We start from the raw sequence: 20,775 nt of genomic DNA, 5'->3' as shown, positions 1-20,775 counted from the left end.
ATCTTACATGTTGGAGTGGACGAAATGGGAAAGAAAAATAAACGTCGCACAAACAAACAAGATCAATGGAAAAAAACGTTACGCTTCGAGTTAATCGGTTTAACGATGTTAGCATGTACGGTCATTGCGATGGCAAATGTCGGAGCCGTCGGGCGTTCGCTCGTTTTTGCTACCCGCTTTTTTATGGGTGAGTGGTATATCGTTGCGTTATTAGGGGCGCTTGTGACGTCGCTATATGTCATTTGGAAGCGTGCATGGCCTTCATTTTTTCACCGTATTCTTGTCGGTTTGTATTTGATTATCCTTTCACTATTGTTGTTTAGTCATGAGACGCTGTTTCACATTTTATCGCGCAATGGGAAATTAGTAAATCCAAGCATTATTCGAACAACGTGGGAACTATTTTGGGCAGATGTGCGTGGAGAAAGTAGCTCTTTTTCTGATTTAGGCGGTGGGATGCTCGGTGCTTTATTGTATACGATAAGCTACTATTTATTCGATCAATTAGGAACAAAATGGATTGCTTCATTATTGATGATCATTGGCGTGTTACTTCTTACAGGTAAAACGTTGCGTGATACAGCCGGTAAAGGAATAGAATGGTTCCTTTCGTTTATGCGAACGCAAACAAAAGCTGTCATTGCGGATGTCCGTTCGTTTTTGAATCGTCCGAAAAAAGAAAAGCAACAACAGCCGCATATTGAAGTGGTGACGGCGCTCGAAGAACAAGAAGACAAAGAAGAAAAAGAAGAAGAAACTATGATCGAAGGACCTGTTATTTCTAATTTTCACGAAGTAGTTGAAAAAGAAAATCCGATCGTATTTATGCAAACACATGAAACAGATTATGCGCTGCCGCCCATTGAATTGCTTTCTCCACCAAAGACCGTTGATCAATCGCGAGAAAAAGAAAGTATTTATGAAAATGCTCGCAAACTTGAGAAAACGTTTCAAAGTTTCGGTGTAAAGGCAAAAGTAACAAAAGTGCATATCGGACCAGCTGTCACAAGATATGAAGTATATCCAGATGTTGGTGTGAAAGTAAGTAAAATTGTTAGTTTAAGTGACGATTTAGCGCTCGCCCTAGCGGCAAAAGACATTCGCATTGAAGCTCCGATTCCAGGAAAATCAGCGATCGGAATTGAAGTGCCAAATGAGGAAATTGCGATGGTTTCTTTACGAGAAGTGTTAGAGGCGAAAGAAGCAGATAAGAAAGAGGCGAAACTGTTAATTGGACTTGGACGTGACATCTCCGGACAAGCGGTGCTTGCTGAACTGAATAAAATGCCGCATTTACTTGTTGCGGGCGCAACAGGAAGCGGGAAAAGTGTATGTATTAATGCCATTATCGTTAGTTTACTCATGCGCACGAAACCTCATGAAGTAAAAATGATGATGATTGATCCGAAAATGGTTGAGTTAAGCGTATATAACGGCATTCCGCATCTGCTTTCTCCAGTCGTCACTGATCCGAAAAAAGCGTCTCAAGCATTAAAAAAAGTAGTGAGCGAAATGGAGCGGCGATATGAACTATTTTCGCATACAGGCACGCGCAATATTGAAGGATATAACGAATATATTGAGCGGCATAATGAAACAGCGGAAACGAAGCAGCCTCTGTTACCATATATTGTTGTCATTGTTGATGAGCTCGCTGATTTAATGATGGTTGCCTCAAGTGATGTAGAAGATTCCATTACCCGTCTTGCCCAAATGGCGCGTGCGGCAGGCATTCATTTAATTATCGCAACACAGCGTCCATCCGTCGATGTGATTACAGGTGTCATTAAGGCAAACATTCCATCTCGCATCGCATTTAGCGTATCATCACAAACCGATTCACGTACGATTTTAGATATGGGAGGTGCTGAAAAATTACTTGGGCGTGGCGACATGCTCTTTTTACCTGTCGGTGCTTCCAAACCTGTTCGAGTACAAGGTGCTTTTGTGTCCGATCAAGAAGTAGAAAACATCGTGCAATATGTCATTTCACAACAAAAAGCACAATATGAAGAAACGATGATGGCGCAAGATGACGAACCACAAGAAGCGTTCGATGATGAGTTGTTTGATGAAGCGGTGCAGCTCGTCATTGACATGCAAAGTGCATCTGTCTCGATGTTGCAACGACGATTCCGCATCGGTTATAACCGTGCTGCACGTTTAATTGATGCGATGGAAGCGCGAGGCATCGTCGGACCTTATGAAGGAAGTAAACCGCGCGCTGTGCTCGTATCGTCAAATGATGAAGCAAAAACGTCATAAAAGAGGCTGAAAAATAAGCCTCTTTTTTGTATAAATGGGACATAATAATGATATATTATTACAATCGCTTACATATTATTTCTTACGACTTTTTTCGACATTTTTTTTATTCGCTATTTATTTATAGATAAAAAAATGTTATATTATTGATAAGAAATTTGTCTAACATCAGATGTCTGATATCTAAGGTGGGGGATGGTGAATGTCTGTTAAAACAGATCATCGACACTTATATTTACAAGTCATTGATCGGATTAAAAAGGATATTGAGCAAGGGGTATACAAGGAAAAAGAAAAGCTTCCTTCTGAATTTGAATTAGCAAAACAATTAGGAGTTAGCCGAGCGACGTTGCGTGAAGCATTACGAGTATTAGAAGAAGAAAACGTCATCATCCGCCGCCACGGTGTTGGGACATTTGTGAGTTCCCGACCGATGTTTACGTCAGGTATTGAACAACTAAGTAGCGTGACGGAGATGATTCGCCAAGCTGGACGCAAACCAGGAACGATCTTTTTATCTTCTTCGATTCAGAAACCGACTGAAGATGATATAAAGCGCTTTCAATGTCATAAAGAGGAAGATTTACTTGTTGTTGAGCGGGTGCGAACCGCGAATAACGAGCCGGTCGTTTACTGCATTGACAAAGTACCTTGTAAATATTTACCTAAAGGAATTGCTTATGAAAATGAGTCGTTATTAGAAATATTACATAATGAAGCGAATCGGTATATCGCGTATGCTGTTACCCATATCGAACCGCTCGGTTATCATGAAAAAGTGTCGCCGATTTTGCAATGTGAGCCAGAAACAGCACTTTTAGTTTTAAAACAAATGCATTTTGATGAAAATGACGAACCTATTTTATACTCGATTGACTATTTCAAATCAGATAAGTTTAGTTTCCACGTTTTACGGAAACGTGTGTAACTTATAAAAGTGCTTATCCTATTAAGGAGGTGACATTGGAGGGAGAAGGATATTTTACATTTCACTTTTTACTCATCCATATTTCAAAACTGAGGGGGTAATAATTCATGAAGAAAAAACGTTTTGGATTGTCGATGTCTTTATTGTTGACTGCCGGCATGCTTCTTGGCGGTTGTGGACAAGCAAAAGAAGAGCCGAAAAAAGAAGAAGGAAAAGCGTCTGAGTTCAGCGTAGCGATGGTTACAGACGTAGGTGGAATTGACGATAAATCGTTTAACCAATCTGCATGGGAAGGTTTGCAAAAATTTGGTGAAGAAAACGGCTTGAAAAAAGGAAAAGGTGGCTATGACTATTTACAGTCACAAAGCGATGCGGATTATGCAACAAACTTAAATAAACTTGTGCGTAACGATTTTGATCTTATTTTCGGAATCGGTTTCTTAATGACAGATGCCGTTACAGAAATTGCAGACCAAAAACCAGATAACAAATTTGCGATCGTTGATAGCGTGGTTGAAAAACCAAACGTTGCAAGCATCACATTTAAAGAGCATGAAGGCTCATTCCTTGTCGGTGTTGTTGCTGGTTTAATGACAAAAACAAATAAAATCGGCTTCGTCGGTGGTATGGAAATTCCATTAATTGAAAAATTCGAAAGCGGTTTCCGTGCTGGTGTAAAAGCTGTAAATCCGAATGCGACAGTTGAAGTGCAATACGCAGGTGCATTTGACAAAGCGGATAAAGGAAAAGCCATCGCTTCAAGTATGTACGCTTCTGGCATTGACGTAATTTATCATGCTGCTGGTGCGACAGGAAACGGTGTGTTCTCTGAAGCGATCGACTTGAAAAAACAAGATCCAAACAAAGAAATTTGGGTCATCGGTGTTGACCGCGACCAATACGAAGAAGGAAAAGTACCTGGAACAGATAAAAGTGTAACGTTAACATCTATGGTGAAACGTGTTGACGTTGCTGTATATGACTTAGCGACAAAAACGAAAAACGGTAACTTCCCAGGCGGTCAAGCAGTTGAATACGGCTTAAAAGAAGATGGTGTAGGTATTGCGCCAACAACGAAAAACAATGTTCCTGAAGACGTGTTGAAAAAAGTTGATGAGTGGAAACAAAAAATTATTAACGGCGAAGTAAAAGTACCTACAACTCGCGACGAATATAAACAATTTGAAGCTTCTCTATAATTTCTTGAATTTCTTGTTCTCCGAAGGGAGAGCCCTTCGGAGAATCACTAAATGAAAAGTTGCAACATGTTGCAGCTTTTCATTTAGTGATGTAAACCATGCTCATATAAGGAGTGGATCACGTTTGGAATACGTAATTGAGATGCTGAACATCCGCAAAGTTTTTGGGAATTTTGTGGCAAACGATAACATTACGTTGCAACTGAAAAAAGGGGAAATTCATGCGTTATTAGGTGAAAACGGTGCTGGAAAATCAACGTTAATGAACGTGTTATTCGGTTTATATCAACCGGATGGTGGGGAAATTCGTGTCAAAGGAAAAAAAGTAAATATCGCCAACCCGAACGTTGCCAATGACTTAGGGATCGGGATGGTACACCAACATTTTATGCTTGTTGATACGTTTACGGTAACAGAAAACATTATTTTAGGGAGCGAGCCGACAAAAGGTGGGCAAATTGACATTGAAAAGGCAGAAAAAGAAGTGCGCGAGCTTTCTGAACGATACGGTTTAGCGGTTGATCCGAAAGCGAAAATCGCAGACATTTCTGTCGGCATGCAACAACGTGTAGAAATTTTAAAAACGTTATATCGTGGAGCAGATATTTTAATTTTTGACGAACCGACAGCTGTGTTAACACCACAAGAAATTCAAGAGCTTATCCAAATTATGAAAGCGCTTGTACGGGAAGGAAAATCCATCATTTTAATCACGCACAAATTAAAAGAAATTATGGAAGTGTGCGATCGCGTGACCGTCATTCGTCGCGGAAAAGGCATCGGCACATTAAATGTATCGGAAACAAACCCGAACGAACTTGCTTCATTAATGGTTGGGCGTGAAGTACATTTCAAAACGGAAAAACAACCGCCAAAAGTTGGCAAACCTGTCCTTGAAATTGAAAATTTAGTCGTGAAAGATGCACGTGGGATTACTGCGGTTGATCATTTAAATTTAACGGTACATGCAGGGGAAATTGTCGGCATTGCAGGAGTAGACGGAAACGGACAAACAGAGCTCATCGAAGCAATCACAGGTTTAATCAAATCAGAGTCAGGCTCCATTCGTTTAAATGGTAAAGAAATTCGCAATTTAACACCGCGTCAAATTACAGAAACAGGTGTCGGACACATCCCTCAAGACCGTCATAAACATGGTCTTGTTCTCGATTTTCCAATCGGAGAAAATATGGTGCTCCAAACATATTACAAAGAGCCATATTCAAAGCGTGGTATTTTGAACTTTAAAGCCATTTACGATAAAGCGCGTCAGCTTATTCGAGAGTTTGACGTTCGTACGCCAGATGAATATACAAAGGCGAGGGCTTTATCAGGAGGAAACCAACAAAAAGCGATTATCGGGCGCGAAGTAGATCGCGATCCAGATTTACTTATTGCCGCGCAACCAACGCGTGGACTCGATGTCGGAGCGATTGAGTTCATTCACAAACGTCTCATCGAACAACGCGATAAAGGAAAAGCAGTATTGCTTGTTTCGTTTGAATTAGATGAAATTATGAACGTTAGCGATCGTATTGCTGTCATTTATGAAGGGAAAATTGTTGCCATTGTCGACCCGAAAGAAACGACAGAACAAGAGCTTGGCTTATTGATGGCAGGAAGCAAACGGAAGGAAGCAGGTGTATCATCATGAGTGAAAATCGTTTAACGAATATTCTCGTCCCTGTTTTTGCGGTCATTCTCGGAATTATCGCCGGTGCGATTGTCATGATCATCAGTGGGTATGATCCAATTGCTGGGTATTCTGCTTTATTGTACGGCGCTTTTGGTGATCGATATTACATTGGAGAAACGATTCGTCAAGTCACGCCGTATATTTTAGCAGGTTTAGCTGTTGCGTTCGCTTTTCGTACAGGATTATTTAATATCGGTGTAGAAGGACAGCTTATTGTTGGCTGGCTAGCTGCCGTTTGGGTTGGTGTGGCATTTGAACTACCAAAAGTCATTCATTTGCCGCTCGCAATTATTGCGGCCGCAGTAGCTGGGGCGCTTTGGGGATTCATTCCTGGTTTTTTAAAAGCACGTTTCCGTGTTCATGAAGTTATCGTCACAATTATGATGAACTATATTGCGCTATACGTATCGAATGCGGTCATTCGTTCTGTTTTATCCGATCAAGGATTTAAATCAGAAAAAATCCATCCGTCAGCATCGTTACGTTCAGAGTTTTTACAATCGTTAACAGATTACTCTACGCTTCATTACGGCATTATTATTTCGTTAATTGCAGCTGTTGTCATGTGGTTTTTACTTGAGAAAACGACAACAGGATATGAACTTCGTGCCGTCGGTTTTAACCAACATGCATCACATTATGCAGGTATGAACGTCAATCGCAATATTATATTAGCGATGGTTATTTCGGGGGCATTCGCAGGCATCGCTGGAGCGATGGAAGGATTAGGAACATTTGAAAACGTCTCTGTCAAAGCTGGGTTTACGGGAGTCGGATTTGATGGAATTGCGGTCGCTCTTCTTGGCGGAAATAATGCATTTGGAATTATTTTAGCAGCTGTCCTCTTTGGGGCTCTAAAAGTTGGAGCGCTTGAAATGCCATCAGCTGCCGATGTGCCAACGGAACTTGTTGATATCGTCATTGCGTTAATTATTTTCTTCGTGGCTTCAAGCTACTTAATTCGTCTTGTGCTTACGCGCTTCAAAAAGGAGGGAAAATAAATGTTGAACATTCTTGAAATTATTATTCCTTCCGCGATTTTTTTTGCGGCCCCGCTCATTTTTACGGCGCTTGGCGGCGTATTTAGTGAACGCTCCGGTGTTGTAAATATCGGATTAGAAGGGTTAATGGTTATCGGCGCGTTTACCGGTGTAGTGTTTAACTTAACGTTTGCCGATCAATTTGGACAATTAACACCATGGCTTGCCATGCTTGTGGCGATGGTTGTTGCGTCTATTTTCTCGCTTATGCATGCGGTAGCAGCCATCTCGCTTCGCGCTGATCAAGTCGTTAGTGGGGTAGCTATCAACTTTTTAGCGTTAGGATTATCGTTGTTTCTTGTAAAAATGTGGTATGGAAAAGGTCAAACAGACCAAGTGCAAGTTGGATTTGATAAAATCGATATTCCAATTTTAAGCAAAATTCCAGTCATCGGTCCGATTTTATTCTCAAACGGATATTTGCCATCTTATTTAGCGATTGTACTCGCGTTTGTTGTATGGTACGTCATTTACAAAACGCCGTTTGGGCTTCGTCTTCGTGCGGTTGGAGAACATCCGATGGCGGCGGATACAATGGGAATTAACGTAGCAAAAATGCGTTACATCGCGGTGATGTTAAGTGGTGCACTCGCGGGAATCGGGGGTTCCATTTATGCAACAATCATTTCACGCGATTTTAGCCATGCGACAATTTCTGGTCAAGGGTTTATGGCGCTCGCTGCGATGATTTTCGGAAAATGGCATCCGCTTGGTGCGATGGGAGCGGCTCTTTTCTTTGGATTTGCACAAAGCTTAAGTATTGTTGGGCAAGCGATTCCGTTTTTGAAAAACGTACCGACTGTTTATTTGCTCATTTTACCGTATGCCTTAACGATTTTAGCACTGACTGGCTTTATCGGACGAGCAGATGCGCCAAAAGCGCTCGGTACGCCTTATGTAAAAGGAAAACGTTAATGGCAAAAGACTTCGGGACAGCCCGAAGTCTTTTTTTCACGTCTTTGATCACGCATAATAAAAATTAAGGAGGGGATTTCGTTGCATAAATTAGTCGATCAATTATTTTTTGAATTGCAGCGTCCGGTAACGATTGAATCACGTGATTTTGAATTGCTTGCATATAGTGGGCATCATGATCAAACGGATGAAGTACGCATGCGCACGATTTTAAGTAAACGGGCATCTGCCCACGTTTTTCAATATTTACATGAACATGGATGGATGAAAAAAATTGAACAGGCAGACGGGGTTGTTAGCATCCCTCCACTTCCCGATATTGATCTTGGTGCTCGCGCGGTCGTTTGTTTAAAACACGGAGGGAAAGTGTACGGTTATCTTTGGGTGCAAGCGTCGTTTCACGATTTGACAGAGGAGCAGCGAAAACGAATGGAAGACGTGGCAAAAGAAGCGGCACATATGTTACATGAACAAATGGGAAAACGTTATAAACGTCAAGAAGAAATCAATGACCTTTTTCTCCGTTTTATTCAATATCGTGACATAAGTGAACGTGATGTTCAAATGGAAGCCCAGCTACTTGGTGTAGCGCTCCCTTCGTCATTTGTTGTTTCCGCTTTATATGTTCAGAAGAATGAAAAGAAAGATGACATTCGTCAATACATGACGTTTATAACAAGAACAACACATGCCCCGACTTTTTTTATCGAACATCATCATCCATTTTTACTTATTGTGGGGGGGACGACCACACAGCGACCGATTGATGTGTTAAAAATGATGATGACAAAATTGCAACAAGACTTTCGTTGTGAGATGGATCGTGACGTTATTGTTGGAATCGGCAATGAGTATAGCGGTTTGCAACGGTTGCGTGATAGCTACAAAGAAGCGATGGAAGTTATTCATTTAAAAAGACATATGGATGAGTATTTACCACATGCTTACGGTGATTTAGGAATTTATCGCATTATTCCATTCATATACGAACAATATAAGCAACGTCGCTATAAAAACGAAGCGTTAGCGAAACTAAAAAAGCACGACGAACAACATGGGACGGACTTTTTGCACACGCTTCGTGCATACATTCAACATGACTGCAATATAAAGCAAACGGCTGAAAGTTTATACATTCATCCCAACACATTGCATTATCGACTAAAGCGCATGCAGACAATTACGAATCTACCGCTTCATGATTTTGAACAACGAATGATGTTGTATATTGATCTCCTTTTATACAAATATAAGGAAGATGTTGTGGATGAACAACAAAAATAAGTAGAAATGATTATATGTAAACGACAAACAATTTTCAGAAAGTATAAATTATAATGAATCGTAGAATATGTGACAAATTCGTGAAAGGATCGATGCATGTGACAGTACCATACAAACATGAACCGTTTACAAACTTTACGCTTGAACACGAAGCTGAAGCGTTTCGCAACGCGCTCGCTTACGTCGAAACACAACTTGGACGAGAGTATCCAATCATTATCGGGGGACGACGAGTCGTTACTGAAGAAAAAGTCGTGTCGACGAATCCAGCGAATAAACAACAAGTTGTTGGCGTTGTGTCGAAAGCGACGAAAGCGCTTGCTGATGAAGCGATGTCTGCTGCACTTTCGGCGTTTGAGACGTGGAAGCGCGTGTCGCCGCAGGCGCGTGCGGACGTATTGTTTCGCGCTGCCGCGATGTTAAGAAGAAGAAAACATGAATTTTCAGCTTGGTTAGTAAAAGAAGTCGGGAAGCCGTGGAAAGAAGCCGATGCAGATACGGCAGAAGCCATTGACTTTTTAGAATATTACGCTCGGCAAATGATTTCTCTTTCAGAAGGTGTGCCCGTATTGAGCCGACCGGGTGAAGCGAACCGATTTTTTTATGTGCCGCTTGGCGTCGGTTTAATTATTTCGCCATTTAACTTCCCCCTTGCGATTATGGCTGGAACGACAGTGGCTGCCATTGTGACAGGAAACACAGTTATTTTACGACCATCTGATCGTGCGCCAATTGTCGCTGCAAAATTTGTTGAGCTTATGGAAGAAGCCGGTCTTCCAAAAGGGGTACTAAACTACTTACCTGGTGGAGAAGCGGAAGTAGGCGAATATATCGTCGAACATCCGCAAACGCGCTTTATTTCGTTTACAGGATCGCGCGCCGTTGGCTGCCGCATTTATGAACGTGCTGCGATCGTTCAACCTGGTCAAAAATGGTTGAAACGTGTCATTGCGGAAATGGGAGGAAAAGATGCAATCATTGTCGATAACGAATCTGATCTTGAATTAGCAGCACAGTCCATTGTCGCTTCTGCATTCGGTTTTTCAGGACAAAAATGTTCCGCATGTTCGCGAGCGATCGTGCTTGAAGATGTATACGACGAAGTGCTTGCGCGTGTTGTTGAGCTAACAAAACAATTAAAAGTTGGCAACCCTGAAGAGCAAAGCACATTTATGGGACCGGTCATTGATAAAGTATCGTACGATAAAATCATGGGCTACATCGAAATTGGAAAACAAGAAGGAAAGCTCATGACGGGTGGAAAAGGAGACGATTCACAAGGATTTTTTATCGAACCAACAATTTTTGCGGACGTCGCTCCAAGCGCACGCATCATGCAAGAAGAAATTTTCGGACCAGTTGTCGCCTTTACGAAAGTAAAAACGTTTGATGAAGCGCTCGAAGTAGCCAACAACACAGATTATGGATTAACAGGTGCGGTCATTTCAAATAATCGCGCCCATTTAGAAAAAGCACGAGAAGAATTTCACGTCGGTAACTTGTACTTTAATCGCGGTTGTACAGGAGCGATTGTCGGTTATCATCCGTTTGGCGGTTTCAACATGTCAGGAACGGATTCGAAAGCAGGCGGTCCAGACTATTTATTGTTACACATGCAAGCAAAAACGGTTAGCGAAATGTTTTAACATTTAAAAGAGGTGAACAACATGCTCGCACAGCTATCGAAAAATATCTTTCTATACGCTTCGCAAAGTAAAATGTTAAATCAAGCAGCGAAAAAATGGGGGCTCCGTTTCGGGGCTTCCCAAGTCGTTGCCGGGGAGACGATTGAAAGCGCTATCAAAAAAGTGCGCGAACTGAATGAAAAAGGGCTCGTTTGTACGCTTGATCATTTAGGTGAATTCGTCTCCAATCGCGAAGAAGCAATCGAGGCAACACAATACAACATTCGTACGTTAGAAGCCATTCACCGTGCGGGTGTCCGCAGTAACTTATCGGTTAAATTGACCCAACTTGGTCTCGATATTGATTTTGATTTTTGTTTAAACAATATGCGTCAAATTGTCGAAACAGCCAAACGGTATAACAATTTTGTGCGCATTGATATGGAAGATTCTAGTCATTGTCAAGCGACGCTCGATTTATTGCATGAACTTCGTCGTACGTATGATAATGTCGGCACTGTCATTCAAGCATATTTATATCGCGCCGAACAAGATGTAAAAGATTTAAAAGGGGTATCGCTTCGTTTAGTGAAAGGAGCATATAAGGAGCCACCTGAAGTAGCGTTTCAAGATAAGCAACAAATTGATGAAAACTACATGAATATTATTCGCATTCACTTATTAAGCGGCAGTTATACGGCCATTGCTACACACGACCATCATATTATTGAAAAAGTAAAAACATTTGTAGAAGAGAATAATATTCCGCGTAACCAATTTGAGTTTCAAATGCTGTATGGTTTTCGGACAGATATGCAACAACAGCTTGCGAAAGAAGGATATACAATGCGTGTATACGTTCCGTTCGGAAACGACTGGTTTGGTTATTTTATGCGCCGATTGGCAGAACGTCCGCAAAACGTGGCGTTCGCGTTAAAAGGCTTTTTTGGAAAATAATTTTTTGTACAAATTGTGAACATATTTTAGTATAATGATAGGTGCAAAGGGGTTTTTATAGACAACAAAGGAAGGGGAGATTGTTTTGGTTATTGCATCTGTTGTCGTATATATGGTGGGGATGTTACTCATTGGGTATTGGGCATATAAACGGACGTCCAACTTGTCTGATTATATGTTAGGTGGTCGAACGCTCGGTCCAGCGGTGACGGCGTTAAGCGCAGGGGCGTCCGATATGAGCGGTTGGTTGTTGCTCGGTTTGCCTGGCGCGATGTATGCGCAAGGGTTAAGCGCTTCATGGATCGTCATCGGACTAGCTTTAGGGGCGTATGCGAACTGGTTATACGTCGCTCCTCGTTTACGGGTATATACAGAAGTAGCGAACGATTCGATTACGATTCCATCCTTTTTAGAAAATCGTTTTGGTGATACATCGAAGTTACTTCGCCTCGTTTCTGGATTTGTTATTATGATTTTCTTTACGTTTTACGTTTCTTCTGGCCTCGTTTCTGGCGGGGTGATGTTTAAAAACTCGTTCGGTACAGATTACCATACAGGGTTATGGATTGTTGCTGGTGTTGTCATTGCGTACACGTTGTTCGGGGGATTTTTAGCGGTCAGCTGGACAGACTTTGTGCAAGGTCTCATCATGTTTATTGCACTTATTCTCGTACCTGTTGTGACACTTATGCATACAGGGGGACTCACAGAGACAACAGCAACGATTCGCGACATCGATCCGAATTTGCTCGATTTGTTTAAAGGAACAAGCGTAGTCGGCATCATTTCTTTATTCGCTTGGGGACTTGGTTATTTTGGACAACCACACATTATCGTTCGCTTTATGGCGATTTCATCGGTAAAAGAGATGAAACAAGCACGCCGAATCGGGATGGGATGGATGATCTTTTCGTCTGTTGGCGCGATGCTCACAGGTCTTTTTGGAATCGCTTACTTTAAACAAGCCGGTATGACGTTAGAAGATCCAGAAACGGTATTTATTAAACTTGGTGAAATTTTATTTCATCCGCTTATTACAGGATTTTTACTGGCAGCCATTTTAGCGGCAATTATGAGCACGATTTCATCGCAATTGCTTGTTACATCAAGCTCGCTAACGGAAGATTTGTATAAAGTTTTATTCCGTCGTTCAGCGTCTGATAAAGAACTTGTATTTGTCGGTCGTTTATCAGTATTGCTTGTTGCTATTGTTGCCTTGATACTAGCATATGAGCAAAACAATACGATTTTAAATCTTGTTGGCTATGCATGGGCTGGGTTTGGTGCTTCGTTCGGTCCGGTCATTATATTAAGCTTATGCTGGCGTCGTATGACAAAATGGGGAGCGCTTGCAGGGATGATTGCAGGAGCGACGACGGTTATCGTTTGGGCAAACTCTTCATACGCTAGCGTCATGTATGAGATGGTTCCAGGCTTTATCGCAAGCCTCATCGCTATTGTTATCGTCAGCGTATTAACAGCAGCGCCAGATAAACAAGTGACAGAGCAGTTTGATACTTTTGAACGTACGATTTCATCATAAGAAAAAGGTGTCCGATTGGGCACCTTTTTCTTATGCTTGCATGACTTTCGACAATACTCATACAATGGGGATATAATTTGAAATGAATAATATAGAAAGGAATGGATAAAGTGAGCATATTTGGAGCAATCGTCGCTTTTTTGTTAGCCATTGTTCTTATTTTACGAAACGTTCCAGTAGGGTACGGAATGATGTGCGGGGCGTTTATTGGTGCTTTATTCGGTGGAGCTTCCATCGATGAGGCAGTTCGTCTCATGATGGACGGGGCAAAAGAGATGACCCCGTCTATTTTGCGCGTTTTATCTGCTGGTGTGCTTGCAGGTGTATTGATGCAGTCTGGGGCAGCTGCGGCTATTGCGGGAAAACTTGTGCGAGCTTGTGGGGAAAAATATGTGCTATTTTCGCTATGTTTTGCGGCGATGGTATTAACAGCATGTGGGGTATTTGTTGATGTCGCTATTATGACGATTGCACCTGTTGCACTTGCGTTGGCACATCGCCTGGACATGTCGCGTTTTGCGATATTGCTCGCGTTAATTGGTGGGGGAAAAGCAGGGAACATCATTTCCCCTAATCCAAACACAATTGCAGCTGCTGAGGCATTTCATGTCCCTCTTTCTTCACTTATGATGGCAGGCATCGTACCAGCTATGATCGGTCTTTTTGTCACGTACCAGCTTGCGAAACGGTGGCGGGGTGATGACAAACATATGCCAGAAATTGAAACAGCTGAAAAAGAAACACCACCATGGCAAAAGGCGATCGTTGCTCCCGGTGTTGCGGTCATTCTTTTATTGTCACGTCCGCTTTTTGGGGTGTCAATTGATCCGCTTATCGCTTTACCGGTCGGTGCATTAATTGGTGTAATGGCCATGAATAAAACGAGTGAGCTAAACGTCTTTCTACGTGTGGGCATGGAAAAAATGAGCAGTGTTGTTTTTATGCTTGTTGGCACAGGGACGCTAGCAGGTGTGATTGCGAATTCGCCGTTACATCAAGCGTTTATGCATACGCTTGAATCATTCGGTTTTTCCCCATATGTGATTGCCCCGATTGCTGGTGCGCTATTATCAGGTGTTACCGCATCAACAACAGCAGGCACAGCCATCGCGAGCCGCGTGTTTGGAGAAGCGTTAATCGAAGCTGGTGTTTCATCGCTTGCTGGAGCAGCCATGGTACATGCGGGCGCAACCGTGTTCGATCATTTACCGCACGGTAGCTTTTTTCATATCACTGCAGCTAGTGTACATATGTCAACAAAAGAAAGGCTTACATTGCTTCCATACGAAACGCTCATCGGCATAGCAATCGCGACAACATCTACGATCCTTTTTTATATATTTTTATAAAACTATGTTCTAAATAATCAACAAATAAAATAAAAAAAGGATTTCTAACCCATGTGTAGAAAAAGAATGATATACACAAAAGGGGAGTGGGGAAAGATGAAAAGTATATGTATGTATTTATGTGTTTGTTTGTTTTTATTCGCCCACCCGGTTTGGGCGCAAGGGGAAACGAGCATCACGTTAAGTGTTGCTGGCGATGTGACGCTTGGTCGCGATGAAAACTATGGCTATACATATTCATTTGATCATGAAGCGAAAAAAAATAGTCTCGCTTTTTTTACGAAATACATTGAGCCTATTTTTAAACAAGATGATTTTACAACAGTTAATTTGGAAACAACGTTAACAACAGCCACGCAAAAAGCAGAGAAGAAGTTTCGGTTTCGCGGCGATCCATCGTATGTCAATATTTTAACGAATGCAAGTATTGAAGGAGTGAATCTTGCCAATAATCATACGTTCGACTATGGACAAAAAGGATATATGGACACGATCGCAACATTAAAGCGGGCGAATATCGGCTATTTTGGAAACGGTATACTACTTGTAAAAACGGTAAAAGGAGTAAAAATTGGTACGCTCGGTTATAAAGGATGGAGCGATACGAAAGCGGTGCGAAAGCAAATCGCAAGCGATATTGGTACATTACGAAAACAAGGGGCACAAATTATTCTTGTTCATTTTCATTGGGGAGAGGAGCGAAGTTATGTACCAAATTCCACGCAAAAAGCGTTAGGAAGATTTGCGATTGATGGCGGAGCAGATCTTGTCGTTGGTCATCATCCGCACGTCATTCAAGGTATTGAACAATATAAAGGAAAAATGATTGTTTATAGCTTGGGCAATTTTATGTTTGGAGGCAATAAAAATCCGAATGATAAAGATACGTTCGTTTATCAACAAACGTTTTATTTCGCCAACGGCATAAAGCAACCTAAAACAACGATTCGCATTATCCCGTTTCGCATCTCATCTGTCACGACACGAAACAACTATCAGCCGATTCCGCTTCAAGGAAAAGAAGCAAGTCGTGTAAAAACAAAGATTGTAAATTTGTCAGCGAAAATTAATCAACCGACATGGCTCGTATATGAAAAATAATGTATAATGGAAAGAAAAGGAGTTGATTTCATGTACATGGGGGACATTATTTTTCAACTCGTCATGCTTGGAATAATTGGATTATTCGTTTTCGGGGTGATATGGCTAACACGTTTGGTCATAAAGAAAAATTAGTAAAAAAGTTCGGCGATCGCCGAACTTTTTATAATGATTTCCCACAAGATGGACAAAATTGAAAGCTTGTTTGAACCATCGTTCCACAATACGGACAAAACTTTTCTCCTTCGTTACGACGCAAGCGAGCGTTTAGCGGATCTTTTTCTTCATTTTCGTCAACAATATCGACGATGGACATTCGGTCTTTTCCTGTAGCGTTTTTGTAATGATACACAGCTTGAAAAATACCGATACCAATTATAACGAAGCCGAAAAAAGGAAAGATTTGTGACCCTGGAATGGGAGAATCTTTCGTAATAGAAAAAGTCATAAACGTCCAAAACATACCGAATAAAATGGTGGCGATACTGCCGATAAATCCTTGCATGGATGACCCACGACCTGGTTTAATGCTTTTCATTTGCTTTCCCCCAATCTGTTTGATACGTCCATTATATACGAGAAATATGAGGAATGTATTTCGTTTTTTGTATAAAAGGGATAAATATATGCTACAATGACCAGGAATACCATACAATATATGTGTAAGCATTATTATGCAAAGGGAGGCTTCATCTTATGACATTATCATCATTACGGCGTCAAGCAAGGGAAGCGTTGAAAGGAAAATGGGGCAGTGCCGTGCTTCTTATGCTTGTTTATGCGTTCGTAACCATCGTTTTCCCTATGGTAGTTGAGGTTGTATTAAGCGGGGGATGGGACGTATGGGTTGAACAAGAAAACGTACCAACATCTGCTTCGATCGTCAGTTTGCTCATTTCGTTTGCGCTCATTCCGTTTAGTGTTGTTTTGTATTGGGTATTTTTAGATGCGTATCGTCATGAACCTGTCCGAATCGCTCCAATGTTTACAGTATACCAAAATGGGAAGTTATCATTAAAACTCATCGGTACGTCCATTTTATTCGGTATTTTTATATTTTTATGGAGTTTGCTACTTATTGTCCCTGGAATTATTAAATCGTTATCTTATTCACAAACATTCTTTTTATTAAAAGATCATCCCGAATACGGTTCACTTCAAGCGATTAGCGAAAGTAAAAAACGTATGAAAGGATATAAAGGGAAACTATTTTTATTATATTTGAGTTTTATTGGTTGGGGGCTTCTCTCAATTATCACGTTTGGTATCGGATTTTTATGGCTCGTTCCGTACGTCTATACATCACTTGCTGCGTTTTACGATCAATTTATTCGTACGCAAGAACAATGAGATGAGTAAAAACGAACAAGGACGAACCTTGTTCGTTTTTTATAAAATAAAGCTAGCAAAATATCAAATCATTTTGTAAAATCATTAAAAAAAGAATATTGTTTTTTGTCGAAAATATGTAATTGTATTCGTTTTTATTTAACCATATAGGCACATTTGTAAAATGAAGAATAATAGTGACATACTATAATTGAAATGTGTTATAATAAATGTGGAGAAATTTTTGGTCAAATGGACGGATGAACATTTAGGGGGTTTAAAATGAAAACAGATGTCATTTTAATTGGCGCGGGGATTATGAGTGCGACATTAGGGACGTTGTTGAAAGAGTTAGCACCAGAGTGGGAAATTGCTGTGTTTGAAAGGCTTGGTCAACCAGCAGATGAAAGCTCGAACGAATGGAACAATGCGGGAACAGGTCATGCCGCACTTTGTGAACTAAACTACACAGTTGAAAAAGCGGACGGATCAATCGATATAAGTAAAGCAATTAAAATTAATGAGCAGTTTCAAGAATCATTGCAATTTTGGTCTTATCTCGTTCAAAACAAACGCATCCGTGATCCGAAACAATTTATTATGCCAATCCCACATATGAGTTTCGTACAAGGGAAAGAAAACGTTGCATTTTTGAAGAAGCGTTTTGAACAAATGGTGGATCATCCTTTATTTAAAGGTATGGAATTTTCTGATGATCCGCAAAAATTAAGAGAGTGGATTCCGTTGATGATGGAAGATCGTATCGTTACCGAACCGATTGCAGCAACAAGAATTGAAGCGGGAACGGACGTGAATTTCGGCGCTTTAACACGCATGTTATTTGAGCATTTAGAACATAAGCATGTGAATTTGTATTATAAACATCATGTTGAAGATATGAAACGAACAAATGACAACTTATGGGAAGTAAAAGTACGCAATTTAGCGACAGGGGAAGTTGACGTTCACACAGCGAAGTTCGTCTTTATCGGGGCAGGCGGCGGCAGCTTACATTTGCTACAAAAATCCGGCATCCCTGAAGGAAAAGGAATCGGTGGATTCCCAGTAAGTGGGCTATTTATGGTGTGCAACAATCCAGACATTATCGAGCAACATCATGCGAAAGTGTACGGCAAAGCGAAAGTTGGAGCACCTCCAATGTCTGTTCCACATCTCGATACACGTTTTATCGACGGTAAAAAAATGTTATTGTTCGGACCGTTCGCTGGCTTTTCACCGAAGTTTTTAAAGAACGGATCGCTGTTTGATTTAATCACGTCTGTCAAGCCGCATAACGTGTTAACGATGCTTGCGGCAGGAGCGAAAAACATGGCGTTGACAAAATATTTAATTGAACAAGTGATGTTATCAAAAGAACAGCGCATGGAAGAATTGCGTGAATTTATCCCGTATGCGAAAAGCGAAGATTGGGATGTCATTATTGCCGGTCAGCGTGTACAAGTCATTAAAGATACAGAAGCAGGTGGCAAAGGCACGCTTCAATTCGGTACGGAAGTTGTTGCCGCTCATGACGGCTCGGTTGCTGCGTTACTTGGTGCATCTCCAGGCGCGTCAACAGCTGTTCACGTCATGCTTGAAGTGATTGAAAAATGCTTCCCGAACGAAATGAAACAATGGGAAGCGAAAATTAAAGAGATGATCCCATCATATGGTGTATCGCTAATGAAAAACGAAGCGCTTTTACGCGACGTACAAACGCTCGCTGCCCAAACGCTTGGCTTAAAAGAAAATATGCCACTTCAAATTGCATAAACATAAAAGGCAGAAGTCGCTGGGCTTCTGTCTTTTTTGTAGCGATCGTGCATCCATTTGTTATAATGAGGAAATAATTTACCTTTGTTTCGTCTTAGGTTGGACTAGGATGTTATAAACGAGGAGAAAAATATTTTTTGTTTTTAGTTGCAAAATGCAAATAATAACGTATAATAAAATCAAGAGGTGAGGAAATGGAAAATGTTCGTGAACTATTCCACACGATGACAAAACGTCTCGGGTTGTTAGACCGCAATTGCTGCACTGTTGGCGGGATTGAATTATCGCTCGTGCAAAGTCATATTTTATACGAAATCGACCGCATGAACGAACCATCGATGCAACAAGTCGCTGACGCATTAGCCATCGATATTACAACGTTTAGCCGGCAAATTCAAACGCTTGTGAAAATGAACTTAGTGAAAAAAACACCGTACCCCCAAGACCGACGCGTCTACATTTTATCGTTAACACCGGAAGGAAAATACGTCACCGCGAAAATTGACGCGGAAGTGAACGAATATTTAGGTGAAGTATTTTCGCATATGAGCGAATTTGAGCGCGAAACCGTCCTTCGTTCCATTCGCTTATTGAACGAATGTATGGCAAAATCAAGCGTTTGTTGCAAACCGCTGTTTTAAGGCAAGAGAAATCTTGCCTATTGCTTGAATAAATATTTGCATATTACAAATAAAAGGGGAGAGTTTATTTGGAAACGATACAGTCGTTCGCATTTTTAGTGTTGGAGCTGACGGCGCTTTTTTTGATCATTTCGTTTGTGATTAACTTTATCGAAGGGTACATTCCATACGAGCGCATGCAACAGCTGTTGGCAGAACGCCATCCGATTATTGGGGCAATGATTGCAGTACTATTTGCGTTTGTGACCCCGTTTTGTTCGTGCTCAACCATCCCGGTTGTCGTTTCATTGTTGAACAAAAACGTCCGATTTGGTTTGGTCATGATCTTTTTATTTGCCTCCCCTGTACTAGACCCGACGATTTTAACGATAATGACTGCCTTACTAGGTGTGAAAGTAGCAGCCGCCTATACGTTGTTGACGACTGTACTTTCGATTGTAATCGGCTTTACACTCGAAGCGCTCGGTTTTGAAAAGGCAGTCAAACGTGTCATCGTGAAAGGAAACGTCGCCATCGGCAAAAAACGGACAATGCAAGAAGCGTGGTACGAGACACTTCATCTCATGAAAACGGTTTATCCATATTTACTCACCGGAGCTGGCGTTGGTGCGTTCATTCACGGCATTGTGCCAACCGAATGGATTGCGACATATATGGGAGGTGATACGTGGTGGCTCGTGCCACTCGCAGCGATATTAGGCATTCCGTTGTACATTCGCCTAGCGACGATGATGCCGATTTCGCAAATGCTTGTGGCAAAAGGAATGGCGCTCGGTCCGGTCATGGCGCTTATGATTAGCTCGGCTGGCGCGAGTTTACCAGAAATTACGCTACTGCATAGCATTTTTCAAAAGAAACTCGTCTGGGCGTTCATCGCTTCGGTCATTTCGATGGCCACGTTATCCGGATTTTTGTTTTACATCATATAAATGGAGGAGATTTCTATGTTCAAAAAGTTATTTACACAAAAAGAAAAAGGTTGTTGCGATGTGCAAATTATTGAGGTAAAAGAGGGAGAGGAAAAGGAAGATTGCTGCAAAGAGGAAGAAGAATGTTGTAAAGACGACAAACAAACATGTTGCTAGCAACGGAGCACCAGGGGGACCTGGTGCTTTTTGTATGGAATAAAT

Annotated in this window: 19 protein-coding genes; 18 read left to right on the top strand and 1 reads right to left on the bottom strand. The window is 41.4% G+C overall.

Annotation, left to right across the window (positions count from 1 at the left end):
- Positions 1-24: 24 nt before the first annotated feature.
- The 13 genes from HNR43_RS03845 to HNR43_RS14260 all read left to right on the top strand — a co-directional run bounded on the left by HNR43_RS03845 (position 25) and on the right by HNR43_RS14260 (position 16,037).
- Positions 25-2,265, top strand: coding sequence for a DNA translocase FtsK (locus HNR43_RS03845; RefSeq protein ID WP_183241462.1), 2,241 nt, complete (start codon positions 25-27; stop codon positions 2,263-2,265).
- Between the two features lie 202 nt (positions 2,266-2,467).
- A complete protein-coding gene (locus HNR43_RS03840) occupies positions 2,468-3,193 on the top strand; it encodes a GntR family transcriptional regulator (RefSeq protein ID WP_183241460.1) in 726 nt (241 codons plus the stop codon).
- 107 nt (positions 3,194-3,300) lie between these two features.
- Positions 3,301-4,392: a BMP family lipoprotein gene (locus HNR43_RS03835; RefSeq protein WP_035047737.1), complete on the top strand. Its 1,092-nt coding sequence runs from the start codon at positions 3,301-3,303 to the stop codon at positions 4,390-4,392.
- A gap of 124 nt (positions 4,393-4,516) precedes the next feature.
- Positions 4,517-6,046 carry an ABC transporter ATP-binding protein gene (locus tag HNR43_RS03830; RefSeq protein WP_183241458.1) on the top strand — a complete coding sequence of 510 codons (1,530 nt, stop codon included), beginning with the start codon at positions 4,517-4,519 and terminating at the stop codon, positions 6,044-6,046.
- Complete coding sequence (locus tag HNR43_RS03825; RefSeq protein WP_183241456.1) at positions 6,043-7,089, top strand: ABC transporter permease; 1,047 nt, start codon at positions 6,043-6,045, stop codon at positions 7,087-7,089. The genes HNR43_RS03830 and HNR43_RS03825 overlap by 4 nt, the downstream gene beginning before the upstream one ends.
- Positions 7,090-8,043, top strand: a complete 954-nt coding sequence (locus tag HNR43_RS03820) for an ABC transporter permease (RefSeq protein WP_055441098.1) — start codon at positions 7,090-7,092, stop codon at positions 8,041-8,043.
- Between the two features lie 81 nt (positions 8,044-8,124).
- The gene (locus tag HNR43_RS03815) at positions 8,125-9,327 is read left to right on the top strand and encodes a PucR family transcriptional regulator (protein WP_183241454.1); all 1,203 of its coding nucleotides are present in this window, start codon (positions 8,125-8,127) and stop codon (positions 9,325-9,327) included.
- Between the two features lie 98 nt (positions 9,328-9,425).
- Positions 9,426-10,973, top strand: coding sequence for an L-glutamate gamma-semialdehyde dehydrogenase (gene pruA / locus HNR43_RS03810; RefSeq protein ID WP_183241452.1), 1,548 nt, complete (start codon positions 9,426-9,428; stop codon positions 10,971-10,973).
- A gap of 21 nt (positions 10,974-10,994) precedes the next feature.
- Positions 10,995-11,909: a proline dehydrogenase family protein gene (locus HNR43_RS03805; protein ID WP_183241451.1), complete on the top strand. Its 915-nt coding sequence runs from the start codon at positions 10,995-10,997 to the stop codon at positions 11,907-11,909.
- Positions 11,910-11,994: 85 nt separating this feature from the next.
- Positions 11,995-13,452, top strand: a complete 1,458-nt coding sequence (gene putP, locus HNR43_RS03800; RefSeq protein ID WP_183241449.1) for a sodium/proline symporter PutP — start codon at positions 11,995-11,997, stop codon at positions 13,450-13,452.
- 101 nt (positions 13,453-13,553) lie between these two features.
- Positions 13,554-14,801 carry a GntP family permease gene (locus HNR43_RS03795; protein ID WP_183241447.1) on the top strand — a complete coding sequence of 416 codons (1,248 nt, stop codon included), beginning with the start codon at positions 13,554-13,556 and terminating at the stop codon, positions 14,799-14,801.
- 111 nt (positions 14,802-14,912) lie between these two features.
- Positions 14,913-15,902: a CapA family protein gene (locus HNR43_RS03790; RefSeq protein WP_425486520.1), complete on the top strand. Its 990-nt coding sequence runs from the start codon at positions 14,913-14,915 to the stop codon at positions 15,900-15,902.
- A 6-nt stretch (positions 15,903-15,908) separates the two neighbouring features.
- On the top strand, positions 15,909-16,037 hold the full coding sequence (locus tag HNR43_RS14260) for a DUF4083 family protein (protein WP_183241442.1): 129 nt from the start codon (positions 15,909-15,911) through the stop codon (positions 16,035-16,037).
- 28 nt (positions 16,038-16,065) lie between these two features.
- Here the strand turns inward: HNR43_RS14260 and HNR43_RS03780 are convergent, their stop codons facing one another.
- Complete coding sequence (locus HNR43_RS03780; protein ID WP_183241440.1) at positions 16,066-16,440, bottom strand: zinc ribbon domain-containing protein; 375 nt, start codon at positions 16,438-16,440, stop codon at positions 16,066-16,068.
- 158 nt (positions 16,441-16,598) lie between these two features.
- Here HNR43_RS03780 and HNR43_RS03775 point away from each other — a divergent pair, with 158 nt between their 5' ends.
- The 5 genes from HNR43_RS03775 to HNR43_RS03755 all read left to right on the top strand — a co-directional run bounded on the left by HNR43_RS03775 (position 16,599) and on the right by HNR43_RS03755 (position 20,730).
- A complete protein-coding gene (locus HNR43_RS03775) occupies positions 16,599-17,252 on the top strand; it encodes a DUF975 family protein (RefSeq protein ID WP_183241438.1) in 654 nt (217 codons plus the stop codon).
- Positions 17,253-17,513: 261 nt separating this feature from the next.
- Positions 17,514-19,004: a malate:quinone oxidoreductase gene (locus HNR43_RS03770; protein ID WP_183241436.1), complete on the top strand. Its 1,491-nt coding sequence runs from the start codon at positions 17,514-17,516 to the stop codon at positions 19,002-19,004.
- A 194-nt stretch (positions 19,005-19,198) separates the two neighbouring features.
- Positions 19,199-19,645, top strand: coding sequence for a MarR family winged helix-turn-helix transcriptional regulator (locus HNR43_RS03765; RefSeq protein ID WP_006321746.1), 447 nt, complete (start codon positions 19,199-19,201; stop codon positions 19,643-19,645).
- A gap of 68 nt (positions 19,646-19,713) precedes the next feature.
- A complete protein-coding gene (locus HNR43_RS03760; protein WP_183241434.1) occupies positions 19,714-20,574 on the top strand; it encodes a permease in 861 nt (286 codons plus the stop codon).
- Positions 20,575-20,589: 15 nt separating this feature from the next.
- On the top strand, positions 20,590-20,730 hold the full coding sequence (locus HNR43_RS03755) for a hypothetical protein (RefSeq protein ID WP_183241824.1): 141 nt from the start codon (positions 20,590-20,592) through the stop codon (positions 20,728-20,730).
- The last annotated feature ends 45 nt before the right edge of the window (positions 20,731-20,775 follow it).

This window comes from Anoxybacillus mongoliensis (assembly GCF_014201515.1).
GTDB classification, from domain to species: domain Bacteria; phylum Bacillota; class Bacilli; order Bacillales; family Anoxybacillaceae; genus Anoxybacillus; species Anoxybacillus mongoliensis.
Note: the sequence above shows the minus strand (reverse complement) of the source record. Positions and strands in the feature narration are given on the sequence as shown.